This is a genomic window from Bacillus sp. JZ105 (assembly GCF_053903125.1).
In genome coordinates, this window is the sequence record NZ_CP096387.1 from 1,176,351 (window position 1) to 1,192,272 (window position 15,922).

Annotated in this window: 22 protein-coding genes and 1 riboswitch; of the genes, 13 read left to right on the forward strand and 9 right to left on the reverse strand. The window is 42.4% G+C overall.

Annotated features, from left to right (window positions below; all coding sequences use genetic code 11):
* The first annotated feature begins 4 nt into the window (after positions 1–4).
* The 5 genes from M1D81_RS05845 (at position 5) to M1D81_RS05865 (ending at position 4,297) form a co-directional block, all read left to right on the forward strand.
* A complete protein-coding gene (locus M1D81_RS05845) occupies positions 5–772 on the forward strand; it encodes a thiazole synthase (RefSeq protein WP_456265345.1) in 768 nt (255 codons plus the stop codon).
* Positions 769–1,782 carry a thiazole biosynthesis adenylyltransferase ThiF gene (locus M1D81_RS05850; RefSeq protein ID WP_456265344.1) on the forward strand — a complete coding sequence of 338 codons (1,014 nt, stop codon included), beginning with the start codon at positions 769–771 and terminating at the stop codon, positions 1,780–1,782. Before M1D81_RS05845 ends, M1D81_RS05850 begins: the two co-directional genes overlap by 4 nt.
* 16 nt (positions 1,783–1,798) lie before the next feature.
* Complete coding sequence (gene thiD, locus M1D81_RS05855) at positions 1,799–2,605, forward strand: bifunctional hydroxymethylpyrimidine kinase/phosphomethylpyrimidine kinase (RefSeq protein ID WP_456265343.1); 807 nt, start codon at positions 1,799–1,801, stop codon at positions 2,603–2,605.
* A gap of 150 nt (positions 2,606–2,755) precedes the next feature.
* Positions 2,756–3,532: an enoyl-ACP reductase FabI gene (gene fabI, locus M1D81_RS05860; RefSeq protein ID WP_456265342.1), complete on the forward strand. Its 777-nt coding sequence runs from the start codon at positions 2,756–2,758 to the stop codon at positions 3,530–3,532.
* 114 nt (positions 3,533–3,646) lie between these two features.
* The gene (locus tag M1D81_RS05865) at positions 3,647–4,297 is read left to right on the forward strand and encodes a CotO family spore coat protein (protein WP_456265341.1); all 651 of its coding nucleotides are present in this window, start codon (positions 3,647–3,649) and stop codon (positions 4,295–4,297) included.
* Between the two features lie 36 nt (positions 4,298–4,333).
* On the opposite strand, the gene M1D81_RS05870 is transcribed toward M1D81_RS05865, so the two are convergent.
* From M1D81_RS05870 to M1D81_RS05890, 5 genes are all read right to left on the reverse strand, one after another.
* Complete coding sequence (locus tag M1D81_RS05870; RefSeq protein WP_411209533.1) at positions 4,334–4,777, reverse strand: CotY/CotZ family spore coat protein; 444 nt, start codon at positions 4,775–4,777, stop codon at positions 4,334–4,336.
* Between the two features lie 210 nt (positions 4,778–4,987).
* Positions 4,988–5,479, reverse strand: a complete 492-nt coding sequence (locus tag M1D81_RS05875; protein WP_003211658.1) for a CotY/CotZ family spore coat protein — start codon at positions 5,477–5,479, stop codon at positions 4,988–4,990.
* Positions 5,480–5,625: 146 nt separating this feature from the next.
* Complete coding sequence (locus tag M1D81_RS05880; RefSeq protein WP_456265340.1) at positions 5,626–6,120, reverse strand: spore coat protein; 495 nt, start codon at positions 6,118–6,120, stop codon at positions 5,626–5,628.
* Between the two features lie 88 nt (positions 6,121–6,208).
* Positions 6,209–6,544: a spore coat protein gene (locus M1D81_RS05885; protein ID WP_456265339.1), complete on the reverse strand. Its 336-nt coding sequence runs from the start codon at positions 6,542–6,544 to the stop codon at positions 6,209–6,211.
* Positions 6,545–6,586: 42 nt separating this feature from the next.
* Entirely contained in the window at positions 6,587–6,982 is a 396-nt protein-coding gene (locus M1D81_RS05890; protein ID WP_225315488.1) for a spore coat protein, read from the reverse strand.
* A gap of 168 nt (positions 6,983–7,150) precedes the next feature.
* Here M1D81_RS05890 and M1D81_RS05895 point away from each other — a divergent pair, with 168 nt between their 5' ends.
* The 5 genes from M1D81_RS05895 to M1D81_RS05915 all read left to right on the forward strand — a co-directional run bounded on the left by M1D81_RS05895 (position 7,151) and on the right by M1D81_RS05915 (position 8,626).
* A complete protein-coding gene (locus tag M1D81_RS05895; protein WP_456267153.1) occupies positions 7,151–7,501 on the forward strand; it encodes a DUF1360 domain-containing protein in 351 nt (116 codons plus the stop codon).
* 71 nt (positions 7,502–7,572) lie between these two features.
* Positions 7,573–7,701: a hypothetical protein gene (locus tag M1D81_RS05900; RefSeq protein ID WP_254967544.1), complete on the forward strand. Its 129-nt coding sequence runs from the start codon at positions 7,573–7,575 to the stop codon at positions 7,699–7,701.
* 88 nt (positions 7,702–7,789) lie between these two features.
* Positions 7,790–8,011, forward strand: coding sequence for a hypothetical protein (locus M1D81_RS05905; RefSeq protein ID WP_456265338.1), 222 nt, complete (start codon positions 7,790–7,792; stop codon positions 8,009–8,011).
* 84 nt (positions 8,012–8,095) lie between these two features.
* Entirely contained in the window at positions 8,096–8,230 is a 135-nt protein-coding gene (locus M1D81_RS05910) for a YjcZ family sporulation protein (protein ID WP_034282023.1), read from the forward strand.
* Positions 8,231–8,368: 138 nt separating this feature from the next.
* Positions 8,369–8,626 carry a stage VI sporulation protein F gene (locus tag M1D81_RS05915; protein ID WP_008348417.1) on the forward strand — a complete coding sequence of 86 codons (258 nt, stop codon included), beginning with the start codon at positions 8,369–8,371 and terminating at the stop codon, positions 8,624–8,626.
* 16 nt (positions 8,627–8,642) lie between these two features.
* On the opposite strand, the gene M1D81_RS05920 is transcribed toward M1D81_RS05915, so the two are convergent.
* Positions 8,643–10,955: a UvrD-helicase domain-containing protein gene (locus M1D81_RS05920; protein WP_456265337.1), complete on the reverse strand. Its 2,313-nt coding sequence runs from the start codon at positions 10,953–10,955 to the stop codon at positions 8,643–8,645.
* 126 nt (positions 10,956–11,081) lie between these two features.
* Between M1D81_RS05920 and M1D81_RS05925 the strand changes: the two genes are divergently transcribed.
* Complete coding sequence (locus M1D81_RS05925; RefSeq protein WP_400618511.1) at positions 11,082–11,339, forward strand: hypothetical protein; 258 nt, start codon at positions 11,082–11,084, stop codon at positions 11,337–11,339.
* A gap of 82 nt (positions 11,340–11,421) precedes the next feature.
* On the opposite strand, the gene M1D81_RS05930 is transcribed toward M1D81_RS05925, so the two are convergent.
* Genes M1D81_RS05930 through M1D81_RS05940 form a run of 3 tightly spaced genes read right to left on the reverse strand, consistent with a single transcriptional unit; the run spans position 11,422 to position 13,171 of the window.
* Positions 11,422–11,856, reverse strand: coding sequence for a GNAT family N-acetyltransferase (locus tag M1D81_RS05930; protein ID WP_024426455.1), 435 nt, complete (start codon positions 11,854–11,856; stop codon positions 11,422–11,424).
* Positions 11,857–11,862: 6 nt separating this feature from the next.
* Positions 11,863–12,378 (reverse strand): YjcG family protein, encoded by a 516-nt coding sequence (locus tag M1D81_RS05935; protein WP_024426454.1) that lies wholly within the window; start codon positions 12,376–12,378, stop codon positions 11,863–11,865.
* A 52-nt stretch (positions 12,379–12,430) separates the two neighbouring features.
* Positions 12,431–13,171 carry an alpha/beta hydrolase gene (locus M1D81_RS05940; protein WP_456265336.1) on the reverse strand — a complete coding sequence of 247 codons (741 nt, stop codon included), beginning with the start codon at positions 13,169–13,171 and terminating at the stop codon, positions 12,431–12,433.
* A gap of 221 nt (positions 13,172–13,392) precedes the next feature.
* Positions 13,393–13,514, forward strand: a riboswitch (SAM riboswitch).
* A 78-nt stretch (positions 13,515–13,592) separates the two neighbouring features.
* Between M1D81_RS05940 and M1D81_RS05945 the strand changes: the two genes are divergently transcribed.
* Together M1D81_RS05945 and metC are read left to right on the forward strand one after the other, a co-directional pair.
* A complete protein-coding gene (locus tag M1D81_RS05945; RefSeq protein WP_456265335.1) occupies positions 13,593–14,711 on the forward strand; it encodes a methionine biosynthesis PLP-dependent protein in 1,119 nt (372 codons plus the stop codon).
* Complete coding sequence (gene metC, locus M1D81_RS05950) at positions 14,708–15,886, forward strand: cystathionine beta-lyase (RefSeq protein ID WP_456265334.1); 1,179 nt, start codon at positions 14,708–14,710, stop codon at positions 15,884–15,886. The genes M1D81_RS05945 and metC overlap by 4 nt, the downstream gene beginning before the upstream one ends.
* Positions 15,887–15,922 lie beyond the last annotated feature (36 nt).

Consider the following 15,922-nt stretch of genomic DNA (forward strand, 5'->3'; position numbering starts at 1 on the left):
TCCAATGCTGCACATTGGCGGAAAAACATTCACATCAAGACTATTACTCGGAACAGGAAAGTACCCATCATTTGAGGTTCAAAAAGAAGCGGTGAACGTATCGGAAACCGAAATTTTAACCTTTGCCGTCAGAAGAATGAACATATTCGAAGCATCTCAGCCTAATTTTTTGGAGCAGCTTGATTTATCAAAATATACGCTGCTTCCGAATACAGCTGGAGCAAGTACAGCAGAAGAGGCAGTGCGTATTGCCCGTTTAGCAAAGGCTTCTGGGCTTTGTGACATGATCAAGGTAGAAGTCATTGGCTGTTCAAGGTCTCTTCTGCCAGATCCAGTTGAAACATTAAAAGCATCTGAAATGCTGCTCGAAGAAGGATTTATCGTGCTGCCATATACATCTGATGATGTGGTGCTGGCAAGAAAATTAGAAGAACTCGGTGTCCATGCCATCATGCCTGGTGCTTCACCGATTGGTTCAGGCCAAGGCTTACTAAATCCTTTGAATCTCTCATTTATTATTGAGCAGGCGAAGGTGCCGGTCATTATTGATGCTGGCGTAGGTTCTCCGAAGGATGCAGCTTATGCGATGGAGCTTGGAGCAGACGCTGTATTACTAAATACGGCTGTCTCTGGTGCAAAGGATCCTGTGAAAATGGCAAAAGCAATGAAACTCGCGATTGAATCAGGAAGACTAGGCTACGAGGCAGGACGTATTCCGCTGAAAAACTATGGGACAGCGAGCAGTCCACAGGAAGGAATGCCGTCATTTTGAGCACTCGTTATTCACGCCAAGAGCTTTTTCAGCCAATTGGAACAGAGGGGCAAAAGCGGCTAAATGACTCAAAGGCGGTCATTATTGGAGCGGGGGCACTTGGAACCGCAAGTGCTGAAATGCTCGTTCGTGCCGGCGTTGGATCTGTCACCATTTTGGACCGAGATTATATTGAATGGAGCAACCTTCAGCGTCAGCAGCTTTACACGGAGCAAGACGTGAAGGATCGGCTGCCAAAAGCTGTGGCGGCTGAAAAAAGACTCAAGCAAGTAAACAGTGACGTGCACGTCAAAGGAATCGTAATCGATGTGATGGCTCACAATATTGACGAGCTTGTCAGTGAGGCTTCGATCATTGTCGATGCAGCGGATAATTTTGAGGTAAGAATGATTGCAAATGATGCCGCTGTCAAACATCAAATTCCGTTCCTTTATGGGGCCTGTGTAGCCAGTTATGGCATTCAATTCACAGTGATCCCTGGTGAGACGCCGTGTTTACACTGTCTGCTTGAACATTTACCCGCACAAGGCATGACATGTGATACAGCAGGTATCATTAGTCCAGTTGTGCAGCAGGTAGCCGCATATCAAGTGGCAGATGCACTTAAATATTTAACAGGACATCAAGTGACGCCAATATTAAAATCCTTCGATTTATGGAAAAATGAACGCTCTGACATTCGGTCGGCCGCGTCTTTAAAGAAGAAGCAATGTCCAAGCTGTGGACTGAAGACCTATCCATTTCTTTCATATGACAGGAGAGCGAAGGCAGATGTACTATGCGGCCGCAATACGGTACAAATCCGCAGTGCATCAGAAACACCACCGCCTTTACATGAAGTAGCTCTTCGGTTAAAAAAAGCAGGAATGGATGTGCTTGAAAATCCATATTTGCTTTCGTGTCAAAAGGATGAGTTTAAGCTTGTCTTATTTAAAGATGGCAGAGCGCTTGTTCATGGTACGAATGATATTGCCAAAGCAAGAACCATTTATCATCAATGGATTGGCTAATGAGAGGTGTGAAGAAATGACGATCAAAAAAGCATTCACAATCGCGGGTTCTGATTCTGGCGGCGGAGCAGGCATTCAGGCAGATTTGAAAACTTTTCAGGAGCTCGGTGTGTACGGAATGTCTGCGATCACAGCAATTACTGCGCAAAACACACAAGGTGTTCACGGGATATACCCGCTTTCGATTGAGGCGTTAGAGCGCCAAATAGATGCAGTGGCAGAAGACTTACTGCCAGATGCCGTCAAAACAGGGATGCTGTGGAGTGCAGACATGATCAAGATTGTAGCTGAAAAAACGGTTCAATATGATATGAGGCTGATTGTAGATCCAGTCATGATCGCAAAAGGAGGGGCCTCTTTATTAAATGAAGATGCGGTCGCTGCAATGAAAACACACTTGCTGCCTGTCAGCTATGCTGTATCGCCGAACCTTCCTGAGGCAGAAGTACTGACAGGCATACGTATTCAGACGAAAGAGGACCGCTATGTGGCAGCGGAGCGCCTTTATGAGCTCGGCACGAAACATGTCGTGATCAAAGGCGGCCATGGTCCATCTGATGGGATGATTACAGACCTGCTGTATGATGGAAAAGGCTTTATTGAAGTCACAAATGAACATATTGATACACCGCATACACATGGCACAGGCTGCACGTTTGCAGCAGCATTAACAGCTGAAATTGCGAAAGGATATTCGATGAAGGAAGCCTTTGAAACAGCAGAAACCTTTGTTCATGAAGCCATTAAATTCCCTTTGCGTATTGGATCTGGACATGGGCCTACGAACCATTTTGCTTATCAGCAAAACAGAATCAAACGATAAGGGAATCGAACCGTCTTCACTTGTGAGGGCGGTTTTTTCGCGAAAATGAAACTTTCTTTCGGTGGAAATTGTCATTCTCTTATGATCTGTGATAATATTATGATCAGGTACTAATACTATGTCTTGAAAAAATAGGAGGCTTTATTACATATGAACTTTTCTTTAGAAGGCCGTAATATCGTGGTTATGGGTGTTGCCAATAAACGAAGCATCGCTTGGGGAATTGCCCGCTCACTTCATGAAGCTGGAGCTCGTTTGATTTTTACTTATGTTGGAGATCGTCTTGCTGAATCGGTAAAAGAGCTGGCAAGCACACTTGAGCGTAATGATTCAATTATTCTTCCATGTGACGTGACAAGTGACGAAGAAATCGAAAAATGTTTCGCTGCAATTAAAGAGAAAGTACAAGTCATTCATGGCGTTGCGCATGCCATTGCATTTGCAAACAAAGAAGAGCTTGTTGGCGAATACTTAAATACAAACCGTGAAGGGTTCCTTTTGGCGCACAACATTAGTGCATACTCTTTAACAGCTGTAGCAAAAGCAGCACGTCCATTGATGACAGAGGGTGGAAGCATTGTGACGCTTACATACCTAGGCGGAGAGCGTGTTGTATCAAACTACAACGTAATGGGTGTAGCGAAAGCATCACTTGAAGCAAGTGTGAAATATTTAGCAGCTGATTTAGGCGCAGAAGGCATCCGCGTGAACAGTATTTCTGCTGGTCCAATTCGTACGTTATCTGCAAAAGGCATCAGCGGCTTTAATACCATTCTGAAGGATATTGAAGAGCGTGCACCACTTCGCCGTACAACAACTCCTGAAGAAGTTGGCGATACAGCTCTATTCTTATTCAGTGATTTATCTCGCGGCATGACAGGTGAGAATCTGCATGTTGATTCCGGTTTCCATATCATTGCCCGCTAAACGAATACATGACTTGCAGCATACCGATAAAGGGTATGCTGTTTTTTTATTTTTCTTCTGATTTGAGGCCTCCGTTCATATATATAAGGAATGAATCATTCGGGAGGGATTAGTATGTCAAAAAAAGGTGATGAGAATCAAAAGCCGCTGATGTATATTGTTCAGCCGAGCTATCAAGAATCAAAGCCGGCCATGCAAAATATTGTGAGAAAGCGAAAGAAATCAGAAAAACAGCCGGAAAGTGATCATAATACAAAGGGTGAGGTCGAAGAAAGCACGCAGCAGGAGCCTGCGGCTCAAGAAATAGAGCAGAAAAAAGAAGCCGAGCCGCCTAAACTTCAACAAGAAGCTGAGTTTACAGAAAAACAAGAGATCACAAAAGAAGCAGGGCCTGCACAGGAACAAGAGGATACACAAGAAGCCGAACTTACACAGGAACAAGAAATCATACAAAATCGAGAGTCTCAAGAAGAAGAGGGGAACCAGCCAGAAGGTGTCTTTCATGAAACAAAAGAAGAACCAAAAAGAAAACGAGTGAAAAAACCTTTAAGTCAGATGAGTATTGATGAAAAAGTCGATTTTCTCACAAGACTGCCTCATAATATGCCAAGAGCTCTTTGTCTGATTGAAGCTGATGGTAAAACATACCGAGGGATCATCATGGATCGAAAAGATGATACTGTGATCATTCGGACAGCAGGAGGGGGAAATCCAGTCGAATTACCGATTGCTGAAATTTCTTCCATCCACCCGCTTGGTTTTTAACAAAGAAAAAAAGTCCCCATTTAGGGACTTTTTTTGTTAGCAGTTACGGTTGATGAGTCTTGGGTTTAGGCACTCGATTGCGCAGAAGCAGTCAAGGTCTACTTCAATGCAATATTTCGATTTTTCTAATCGGAACACATCACATAAGGAATCTTTATCTGTAAAATCTAAAATATGACGGTCTTTGTCAAATGCGATAAGCAAGCTGAGTGTTGCGCAGTGATCAGAGATGTGTTCGACTCTGAAAAATGCAGTGCTGAAGCAAGGGCCAGGATCTACTTCTCCAACGTTTCCGAATGCGACGAATGGTTTTGATTTGGATGTAAAGAGAACAAACGGGACAGTGTCACCTAATGAATGTGATGGAGAAAGGAGATTGCTGTAACAGCTGGTCGGGCAATCTTCTTCGACGGCATTTTGTAAGTCGTTAATATTTTCAACAGCCTCTGCTACACAGTTCCATGAATGTTTGCGGCTCATATTCAACCCTCCTATACTAGGAAATTTGTTTGAGTGTTTGAGCACTGTCATCATCTACAAGCTTTTTTTGTCGTTTTGCTGGTTGATGCATCTACTATCAATCAATGCGGAAGCGGCCGCTTCTTATGCTGACTGCTCCGCATGATTGGCTGTCATTCGTGAGGAAGGGGATGCTTTGACTCATGCAAGTTAGATCAGCGGCCTGTTGATTTAGCCGTGGTGATGATGCTTTTTATCTTTCGATGGCATGACTCTGTCGACAAGCTCTGGGTTTAAGCATTGGATTGCGCAGAAGCAGTTTAAATCAACCTCAATACAAAAGTCCGTTTTTTCTAGACCAAAGAAGTCAGGGTCACAAGGGTGACACACGCTCAGCGTATGTCCGTGTACATCAACTGGTCTTAATACAGATAACGTAGCACAGCAGTCGTGTAATTTTTCAACCCGGAAGAAAATAGATTCGAAGCATTGGCAATCGTCAACAAATCCTCCGATGTTTCCGAAAGTAGAGAACAACCCGCCCTTTTTATCAAAAAGTAAAAACGGAATCGTATCTTTTCCAGAAACTGTTGGGCTTAATAAATTACTGTAGCAGCTCGTAGGACATTTATCTTCTACAGCTTCCTGCTCTGCTAAAATCTTATCAACCGCATCGCATACACAGTTTTCATCATGTCGGCCATGGTGTTTTCCGCAGCTCATGGATTTCAGCTCCTTTAACAAGGTATTTGACTTTAGTCCTTAACAACATATGTATTTGCCCTCTAGTTGGTGTGGGTAAATGACCATTTATATTTGTTGTATTTTTATAAAAGGAAAAGCAGAGCTTTTCGCTCTGCTTTTGGACATTAGAGGATACCGATTGCAACGATTGTCGCAACAAGTGTTTGTGTAAGTGTTTGGATTGCGATAGAGATGTCCGCATCGATTGTAGATACTGTAACGTTTCTTGAATTTTCGATGACAAGTTTTTGGCGGTTTGTTTGTTTGTGAGTAGCGGCTTGTAAGAGATCCTGCGTGACGCGGTCTGCTAAATCACCGTCTGCGATTGAGATATTTGTAATGGTGATGATCGCTGTTTGAATCGCTACCTGGATAGATGCTGCAACCTGTGCATCGACAGAAGATACGTTAATGTCACAAGAGTCTCTAACGATAATGACCTCTTCAGATGTCTGCTTTGTGAAGCTTACTTGATCCAAGTCTTGTAGGACATCTTCATCATCATAATAGTCGTCACAAACTGCTTTTCTTTCATAATTGCAATCGTCATGGTATCTGTGGTGTCCGTGGTGTGTACAGTTACGATCTAGAGCGACCCAAGAATATGGTTTAGAATCCATTTCTATTCCTCCTTCCGTTTACTTTATTAAATGCTGGAATGCGTGGTTTTGTCTCGGGCATTTACCCTAGCAGGCAACCCATTTTTATTTAATCGTTATTACGCTGCGCATCACGACGCTGCTGAATACGATTTCGAAGTGAATTTCGTTTTGGACGTACTTTTGGTTCAGGCACTACTTCTTCCGGCTGTTTTGCTGCCTCAGCCTGCCTTTTTTTCTCCTGCTGCTGTTCTACGAAATCATTTGCTTTCTTTTGTAAGTCCTCGACTAATTTCAAAATCATTCTTCTTTGATCGTCTGAAATTTTTGCTTTCTGATCATCCGTGATATTGTTTTTGTTTAACACATCATTTACAAGAAGACTTGTTAATGGATCAATATCAGTATTGATTTGAAACTCCTTTTTTTCGTTCTCTTCAGCCACGATGATTTCACCTCTTTCATACGTCATTAGAAAAAGAAAGGGTCAAAGAATGCCGGCTTCAACTAAGAGCACATTCAATGTTTGAGTGAGAATTTGGACGGAGTTCATAATGGATGCATCTGATAATGTAATCGTAATGTTATAGCAGTTGATGATTTGAATCACAGTTTTCTTTTGGACTTCCACTTGTTGTGTGGATAAAAGCTGGTCTGTGATGTCAGCAGCCAATTCATCGTCTGGTACAAGAATTTGGATTAAAAGAGTAATGATTGTCGTTACGGTCGCTTGAAGGGAGAGTGCAGCTGTTACATCTGTTTTATGAATTGTGACATTTTCGGAATCTTTGATCTCAATGAAATCATCATAATTGCTGATTAATTCGTTTAACAGTTGTGTATACAATATTTCAGCACTTTCTTCAATAGACAATACTTTCACTCCTTTCTTATCTATACATTATTTAATGCAGCAAGGACTCAAGGTGGAATCGGAAAGTGAGAAAAAGTACAACCCAATTTTATTTCCGCTCGATTCATCATGACGGTCTTTTTTCTTGCATATATAAAGAAAGGACGGAAAAAGAAGAAAGAAGGAGGTGGAGGCTCTCTGAGCGGTGCTTTGTCATTTTTCGTGTTTGCCCTCGCATCCTTTAGATTGACGAGACTGATTGTGTTTGATACGATTACTGCGCCATTCCGCCGTCTATTTCATGAAGAACAGGAAGAGGTAAACGAACAAGGTGAAGTCGAAACATATATCATCATTAAAGGGCAAGGACTGCGGTCTTGGGTAGGAGAATTGTTAAGCTGTTATTGGTGTACTGGCATGTGGTGCACTGCTGCCTTACTTCTGATATACATACTTTTTCCTGTCATCAGCATGTGGCTTAATTTATTATTAGCGATTGCCGCAGCAGCAGGCATTATAGAAGCGGTCGTCTCGAAGCTTGTGAAATAAACAGGCATTCTGATCAGACACGCTTTGAACAAATGCATATACTATCATGGAATAGGAAAGGAAGGGTTGCGATGAAACCAACTGAAACGCCGTCACATATGCTTCAAGGTTATCCAGCGCAGTCAAATCAACAATCTGTATATACGAAGAAAATCAAGAAAACCGGCTGCGGCTGTGGAAACAAAAAGAAACCTCAATAATAGAAGAAATAACAAAAGCCGGATTTATCCGGTTTTTTTGTTGCCTTTTTTTGAGTGGTGCATATGTAAGAGAGAAGGGGTGACCAGAATGGATGCATTCGAACAATTAATCGGTTCCTTGTTCACTAAACCCCATGATGGGAAAGAACAAGCGCACGAAAAGGCTGAAATGGATCTAACGGATAAAGCGCATGATCTTGAGGAGTACTTAAAAGCATTTGGCGTGAAGATGGAGGCTTTTGCAAAAGAAACAGAAGCATTCATGATGCGTCATAGAGAGGCAGATTACATCTTTAAACAGCAGAAATAAAAATTCCGCACTTTTTTATGTGATCGTCCAAACCATTTCTTGCATTTTTCATACTTTGTAAGGGAGAAGAGGAGGTGCTTAAATATGAGTTGTTACGGTGGCGGTTCTTGCGGCGGCTACGGCGGTGGCTACGGCGGCGGATATGGATCAACATTTGTTCTTGTCGTTGTGCTTTTCATCCTTCTAATTATCGTGGGTGCTTCTTTCTTTAACTACTAAACAGTAAGAAGGTGAGGGAAGCAAGGGGGAAGCCTTTTGCTTTCCTTTCTCTTTGGTCAAACAAGGCTTTAGGATAGGCACATATCCCGCCTATTTTCATATAGTAAGGTGATTACTCCACAAAGAGGAGGCAGATGAATGGATAATAAATTCTTTAAAAGCGTAGAAAACAAAACCGGTGTGAATATGAATGATGTGTTTAAACTTGCAGGTTCTTTGCAAAATGCCAACTTTAAAGATGAGAATACCGTTCGAGGTGTCATTAAAAAAGTAGCGCAGCTTGCGAACAAACGTGTACCTAAAGAAATGGAAGACAAAATCGTTCAATCGATTACAAGTGGAAAAGAAAAGCTTGATTTCAATACAATTGCTAAAATGATGAATAACAAAAAATAAACAACAGGCTCTCCGTTTAAAGGGGGGCCTGTTGTTTTTGCGGAAATAATTCACGGTTTTTCTTTAGAAGAGGATACAAAAAGCGAGAACGATGAGCCGTTTTTCCTCGTCTAAATGAAGGAACAGACAGATAAAGAGATTGTTCAGCTCTTGTCATAGCCACGTATAATAAACGGCGCTCTTCTTCCAGTGCTTCTTTATGTCCGTTTCTGAGTTCGTCCAGTGAAAAATCATGAGGGAGTGCTCCGTCGACCACACAAGTGATGTATACGGTCTGGAATTCAAGTCCCTTTGCGCGGTGGATCGTCATGAGCTGAACACCGGGTTCATCTGTTTTTTCCTTTTCGGCAGACTTCATATGTTCGGCATGTGCAAGAAAGGCTTCAATCGATTCAAAGCGTTTGGCGGCTGTTTTCACATCACGTACATCATCCGCTCCTTTTTCAAGGACATTCGTATCGTTCACCCGTTTTTTTAAATAATCCCCGAGTCCCATCTTTTGTTCAATAAATGTCACCGCGTCCGATGGCTTTAATGTACGTAACGTTCGAAATAAGGGAACGATTGATTGCAGCTTTTTCCGTTGAAACGGCTGTATATCTGTCAGTTTTCCGAGCGCTTCTACCATTGAACAATCTTCTGTGATGGTCAGTGCTTTTAGTGTATTTAGGGTTTGCTGCTTTAAAAAGAAAACCGGCAGCAGCTGTTTTATGGCTGCCACATCGTCTGCATCCTGACTTAAAGAAAGAAAGGCGAGGAGAACCCGGACCATTCGTCTGCTGTAGAAGGATTTGACGCCAGCATCCGTTTCGTACGGGATGGCTGATTGATGCAGCCGTTCATAAATCGCCCGGCCGCCTGTATTCGTTCGAAACAGCACGCAGAAGTCATTCGGCTTTGCCCCGTTTTTGATTTTCTCCTGAATATCTGCGACAATCATCGTCGCTTCCTCTTCTTCGTCATATGGATAAAAGAGCGTCGGTGGAATTTTCTCCGCGCGCACGGCTTTTAACGTCTTCTCATAACGATGCTGATTTTTCTTAATAATCGCATCAGCACTTGCGACAATCGTATGGTGAGACCGGTAATTCGCATGTAAATGGACGATCTGAGCTGAAGGATAGTCCTGTTTGAAATCAAGAATGAAAGCAGGGTTGCTCCCTCTAAAGGCATAAATGGCTTGATCATCATCGCCTACACAAAATAACTGCTCTGATTCTCCGGCTAAAAGCTGAATTAATTGATATTGCACTGGGTTAATATCCTGAAATTCATCCACTAAAATATACTGGAATCGTTCTTGATACCGTTTTAGCAGTTCAGGCTGTTCTGTCAGCATATGTAAGCAGGCAATCGCCATATCATCAAAGTCAAATTGCTGATGATCTCGTTTTTGCTGTTCATATGATTGATAGATCGTCCACATGTGTTTTTCCTTTTCATCCTTCAAATCAGGAAGTTCACTTGGTAAAAAGGCATTTTTCCAATAGCCGATTGATTGGAGTACTTGATCGGTAGGGTAGTCTTTCTCATCAAGTCCTTCATTCATCATAGCTTTTCGAATATATTGCTCCTTTTGCCAGTCAAACTTGATCAGATGCTGGCCATTCCATTTGTTTGCGTCATCGTGAAGCAGCATTTTATAAAAAAGACTGTGGAAGGTGCCTGTCACCACTTGGCTGGCTTGTGAAGGATGAAGCTGGTATTGCTTGCGCAGCCTTTCTTTCATCTCATTGCTCGCTTTTGTGGTGAAAGTCACGAGTAAAATATGGTGAGCAGGAATATGATGATGGGACATGAGATAAGCCGCTCTGGCTGTCAGGACTCTTGTTTTCCCGCTGCCGGCACCAGCCAGCACAAGCATCGGACCATCTAAATGTGTGACAGCTTGAAGCTGCGGTGTGCTAAAGGTGATATGCGGGAAGAGGTCGATCGTATGAACTTGTTCATTCTCTTCTAAATGTAAGGCGTCGCTAAATTGAATCGACCTTGGTTCCTGCCACTCATATGATTCGCTCGTTTGCGAGATGATCTGTTTGCCGGTTGGAAAACGGAAGCCGCCAAGTTCTTTATAGGAAGCCTTTTTCTCTTGTTCAGCCGTTTGATGCTGATTTGCTTGTTCTTCAGCTTTTTCACAAATTTCTTGCTGAGACATGTGCTTATGGATAAAGGCAGGTTCATCATGTATATTTAATCTAAAAAAGACCGGTTGTCCGCAATATGGACAGAATAATTGTCCTTTTTTTCCCTCGTCATGGAGGAATTGATAATGTTCTCTCGAATACGTATGTAATGAGATCGTTCGATCATGTCGTCGTGCGCATTTCAAAGCTAGTCCTCCAATAGTCAATCAATCTTAAAATGAAACACATCTAATCATATCAAATGAGGTGTGTTTCAAACAGTCATAATTAGGGAATAGTAGAATAGAAGAGAAGCAAAGGAGGCGTTCTTGATGGGATATATAGCCCCGATTCAGCCGGATCTGTATTTTCAATATATCAATCGTCCAGCTCCTCAGGATAAAGAAGACTATGCGAAAGTAACAAAGGTTACTCGCACCTTTCATGACAAGATATACAGAGAGCTGGAGAAAAAAGAGGAGTTAGTGACAGAAGCGGAAACGAAAGTACAGCAAAAAAAGCGGGAACGCTTTGTACGAGATATGTTTATGGAGGAAGGCAAGGGCATTCATATCAATACGTATATATAAATGATTGCGCTTTCTTCCTGTGGCGAACGATAATGAAAAAGAAAAAGCCAGAGCATCTTGAATGCTCTGGCTTTTCTTTTGGTCAAACAGACAGTGTTTTTGTCATTTTGACATGTGTGATTCCTGCTTCTTCAAACGGTTCAGAAACCGCTTTGTAGCCTTTCTTTTCGTAGAAAGGAAGAGCTTGGACTTGGGCGTGCATAACCGCTTCTTTTGCTCCATTAGCAATCGCTTCTGTTTCTAGCGCCTCTAATAGTTTGTGGCCAAGGCCGAAGGAGCGCGCCTCTTTTAACACACAAATGCGTTCAAGCTTTGCCTTTGATCCCTCAATGATCCGCAGTCTAGCGGCCGCCTGAGGCTTTTTATCATCATTGTAAATGACAAAATGGGTGGCTTTGTCTTCTAGTTCATCTATTTCGATCTCTACTGGAACTTCTTGTTCTTTGACGAATACTTCTTTTCGAACATAGTATGCATCTTCTCGTTGTGTTTGTTCTGTTGCGATGACTGTTTTCAAATGTCTTTAACCCTCTTCTCCTAAAATAAATGTTTCATAGACGGTCCAAGATCCGTTCTCTAATTGATATAAAAGGTGGAAGCGATCCACTGTTTCTTCATGGTCAATTTTTCTCAGCTTTAATGTGCCAAGTACGTCTGAATGCTCATCATCGGATAGTTTTTGAGCGACTGTCACATGCGGAACAAAGGCATATTCAGGTGTACCAGCAAGTGGATCTGCATACAATCTTTCATTGAGCGCCATGATGTCCTCGTTCGGTTCTACTTTCATATAAATGACGTTGTTTACAGGAGCGAATGAACTGAATTTTTTAATACGTAACGTAATAGGAGAAGCATTTTTTGCATAATCTCTTAACGTTGAGACGACCTCAGCCGCTTCTAGATCCGTTAATTCAAAAGGTGTTCTTAATGTTAAATGAGGCGGTATGAGTGCATAGTTCGGATCATAACGCTTCCGGTAAGAGTTCGCAATATCTTGTAATTTTTTTGATGGAAATATAACAACTCCGTATTTCATCATGTTCCCTCCTGAATAAGAAAGTATTTATTATTGTTTATTATAACAAAATTCAGTTGATTAACGAATATGGGAGCATTCTTTTTAACGAAGGCGAAATGAGCGGCTGCCAAAACGTCCATTTATGATCCCCTTCGAATGTCTCAAATAAATAATCCGCACCAGATTGTTCAAGAAGGGCCTTTAAATCTTCGTTCGGCTGAACAAAATCAAGCACCTGGCCATCTGTTGTTTTTACAGCGGTTTCTTCCCGTCCAATTTGATGGATAATGGCATAATGAGAAAGGGCTGACGACTGTTTGACAGCTTCTATAACCGACTCGTCAACGTAAGGGGACTGTAAAATCAGCCCGCCGAATAAAGAAGGATAATCAATGGCTGTCATGAGAGAAATCGTCGCACCCAGTGAATCACCAATAAACGTACGTCCTGATCCAATTTGATAGGTTGGATAGTGTTCATCAATATAAGGAACCAGTTCATTTGCTAAAAAACGTTTATACGCTTCAAACTTTGTACCTTCTGGATGATACGTGTTCCGTCTTTCCGTGACATTTTCATAAGGAATACCAATGATAATCGAGCGTTCCATTTCTTTGTTTTGCATCAATTCTTCTGCCTGTCTGCCTATTTTGCCTAGGCGGAAATAATCATGACCATCCTGGGCAATGATGACATGATATGTATAAAGGGGGGAGTAATTGACTGGCAAATAGATCAAAATGGTCATGTCCGCCCCAAGTTCTTTTGACTGTATGGTTTCTTCTTGAATGATTCCTGTTTTCTTCACCATAATCCATTCCTCCAGCTAACCAAATTCATCATAAAGTGAAACGTTTCCATTCATTGTAACATGAAAAACAGCGTTGTTCCTATATGCTAACATGCAATCAAACCGTATAATATCGATTCTGTTATAAAATACAGAAAATTTTAATTAATCATGACATTTCCCCTTGAAAAATGAGATTTAATGGGTTACAGTATTAAGAATTAGAACAGACAGACAACACATTCTTATCGTGAGAGGTGGAGGGACTGGCCCTTTGAAACCTCAGCAACCGGTATGCATCACTTCATGTGATGTACCAAGGTGCTAAATCCAGCAAGCAGCTTTTTTGCTTGGAAGATAAGAGGAAGCGATTAAACCCCTTCTTCTTATGAAGAAGGGGTTTTCTGTTTTGAAATCAGATTTTTACTTAGGATGGTGTCAAATGACAGAACATGTGGAAACGAAATTAGCGCAGATTGGAAACCGTAGCGAAGAGGTGACTGGCACTGTCAGTCCTCCCGTTTATCTTTCGACAGCATATAGACATAGAGGTATAGGGGAATCTACAGGATTTGATTACATTCGAACGAAAAATCCAACAAGACAGCTTGTAGAGGATGCAATTGCTTTACTCGAAGAAGGGACGGCCGGTTTTGCCTTCAGTTCGGGAATGGCGGCAATCCAAACGATCATGGCTCTATTTGAAAGCGGAGATGAACTCATCGTCTCTTCAGACCTATATGGCGGTACATACCGTTTGTTTGAAAACGAATGGAAAAAGTACGGCCTGCGTTTTCTTTATGATGATTTTTCAGATGAAGACTGTTTACGCTCTAAAATCACGCCAAACACAAAAGCGGTCTTTATTGAAACACCGACAAATCCACTGATGCAGGAAGCAGATATTCAAAAAATAGCGAAGATTGCAAAAGAACATGACGCTTTGGTGATTGTCGATAATACTTTTTACACACCAGTCTTGCAAAAGCCGATTACGCTTGGAGCGGACATTGTCATTCATAGCGCAACCAAATATTTAGGCGGACATAATGACGTTCTTGCCGGGCTTGTCGTCACAAAAGGAGAGCAGCTGTCTGAAGACATGTTCCAGCATCAAAACGCGATTGGAGCGGTTCTATCACCATTTGATTCATGGCTTTTAATGAGAGGAATGAAAACACTGGCTCTTAGAATGCGCCAGCACGAGGCAAATGCGAAGGAGCTGGCTGAGTTTTTAAAGAAACAGCCAGAAATTCAAGATGTGCTTTATCCAGGAAAGGGAGGCATGCTGTCATTCCGAGTAGCCAAAGAGGACTGGGTCAATCCATTTTTAAAGCAGCTAAAAACGATTTGTTTTGCTGAAAGCCTTGGCGGAGTCGAAAGCTTCATTACGTATCCTGCAACACAAACGCACATGGACATTCCAGAAGAAATTCGCATTGCAAACGGTGTATGTAACAAGCTGCTCCGTTTCTCTGTTGGCATCGAGCATGTAGATGACTTGAAAGCAGACCTGAAACAGGCACTATCACAAGTAAAAGAGGAGGTACACGCCAAATGACGACACACGATTGGACACTCGAAACACAACTCGTTCATAATGCGTTTAAAACAGACCGTTCAACAGGTGCAGTCAGTGTACCGATTCAGCATGCATCCACATTTCATCAAAGCAGCTTCGATGAATTCGGCCAATATGACTACTCCAGATCGGGAACTCCGACACGTCAAGCATTAGAGGATACGATTGCAGCGCTGGAAGGAGGAACGAGAGGGCTTGCCTTTGCATCAGGCATGGCAGCCATTTCAACCGCTTTTCTTCTATTATCAAAGGGAGATCACGTCCTTGTCACAAGAGATGTGTACGGCGGGACTTTCCGCATGATCACCCAAGTTCTTTCAAGATTTGGAATTGAGCATACCTTCGTGGACATGACCGATTTGAATGAAGTCAAAAGAGGCATTCAATCAAATACAAAAGTCATTTACATGGAAACACCGTCAAATCCAACACTAGGGATTACAGATATTAAAGGTGTCGTACAGATTGCGAAAGAGCATGACTGTCTGACTTTCTTAGATAATACGTTTTTAACCCCTGCGCTTCAGCGTCCGCTTGACCTTGGTGTTGACGTTGTTCTGCACAGCGCAACGAAATTTTTAAGCGGCCACAGTGATGTGCTGTCAGGCTTAGCCGTGGTGAAAGATGAGAAGCTGGGAGAGGAACTTTATTCGCTGCAAAACTCCTTCGGTGCGGTCCTTGGCGTGCAGGACTGCTGGCTTGTGTTAAGAGGGTTAAAAACCCTTCAGGTGAGATTAGAAAAAGCAAGCCAAACGGCCTTCGAACTAGCTTCATTTCTAAAAGAACATCCTGCGGTGAAAAAAGTATACTATCCAGGCTTAGACGATCATCCTGGGGCAGATATTCAGCGCAAGCAAGCAAGCGGAGCAGGAGCGGTTCTCTCATTTGAACTAGAAAACCAATCGGCAGTCAAAAAATTGGTGGATGCTGTCACATTACCTGTATTCGCCGTCAGCCTCGGCGCCGTTGAATCGATTCTGTCATATCCAGCCAAAATGTCACATGCGGCTATGCCAAAAGAAGAAAGAGAAAAAAGAGGGATTACAGATGGGCTGCTTCGTTTAAGTGTCGGAGTTGAAAACGGAGAAGACCTCAAACGCGACTTCAAACAAGCACTCGATCAACTAAAGCCCGTCCTTGTGAACCAATCATAAAGAAGGAGAGAAAAAAGCCGGCACAGCCGCCGGCTT

What these genes read in the sequence shown, in the direction of transcription:
- M1D81_RS05935 (WP_024426454.1), bottom strand. Translation starts at nt 12,378, where the DNA reads ATGAAATACGGAGTTGTTATATTTCCATCAAAAAAATTACAAGATATT.
- M1D81_RS05905 (WP_456265338.1), top strand. Translation starts at nt 7,790, where the DNA reads ATGGATGCATTCGAACAATTAATCGGTTCCTTGTTCACTAAACCCCAT.
- M1D81_RS05915 (WP_008348417.1), top strand. Translation starts at nt 8,369, where the DNA reads ATGGATAATAAATTCTTTAAAAGCGTAGAAAACAAAACCGGTGTGAAT.
- M1D81_RS05940 (WP_456265336.1), bottom strand. Translation starts at nt 13,171, where the DNA reads ATGGTGAAGAAAACAGGAATCATTCAAGAAGAAACCATACAGTCAAAA.
- M1D81_RS05910 (WP_034282023.1), top strand. Translation starts at nt 8,096, where the DNA reads ATGAGTTGTTACGGTGGCGGTTCTTGCGGCGGCTACGGCGGTGGCTAC.
- M1D81_RS05845 (WP_456265345.1), top strand. Translation starts at nt 5, where the DNA reads ATGCTGCACATTGGCGGAAAAACATTCACATCAAGACTATTACTCGGA.
- M1D81_RS05945 (WP_456265335.1), top strand. Translation starts at nt 13,593, where the DNA reads ATGACAGAACATGTGGAAACGAAATTAGCGCAGATTGGAAACCGTAGC.
- M1D81_RS05870 (WP_411209533.1), bottom strand. Translation starts at nt 4,777, where the DNA reads ATGAGCCGCAAACATTCATGGAACTGTGTAGCAGAGGCTGTTGAAAAT.
- M1D81_RS05875 (WP_003211658.1), bottom strand. Translation starts at nt 5,479, where the DNA reads ATGAGCTGCGGAAAACACCATGGCCGACATGATGAAAACTGTGTATGC.
- M1D81_RS05900 (WP_254967544.1), top strand. Translation starts at nt 7,573, where the DNA reads ATGAAACCAACTGAAACGCCGTCACATATGCTTCAAGGTTATCCAGCG.
- metC (WP_456265334.1), top strand. Translation starts at nt 14,708, where the DNA reads ATGACGACACACGATTGGACACTCGAAACACAACTCGTTCATAATGCG.
- thiD (WP_456265343.1), top strand. Translation starts at nt 1,799, where the DNA reads ATGACGATCAAAAAAGCATTCACAATCGCGGGTTCTGATTCTGGCGGC.
- M1D81_RS05925 (WP_400618511.1), top strand. Translation starts at nt 11,082, where the DNA reads ATGGGATATATAGCCCCGATTCAGCCGGATCTGTATTTTCAATATATC.
- M1D81_RS05865 (WP_456265341.1), top strand. Translation starts at nt 3,647, where the DNA reads ATGTCAAAAAAAGGTGATGAGAATCAAAAGCCGCTGATGTATATTGTT.
- M1D81_RS05880 (WP_456265340.1), bottom strand. Translation starts at nt 6,120, where the DNA reads ATGGATTCTAAACCATATTCTTGGGTCGCTCTAGATCGTAACTGTACA.
- fabI (WP_456265342.1), top strand. Translation starts at nt 2,756, where the DNA reads ATGAACTTTTCTTTAGAAGGCCGTAATATCGTGGTTATGGGTGTTGCC.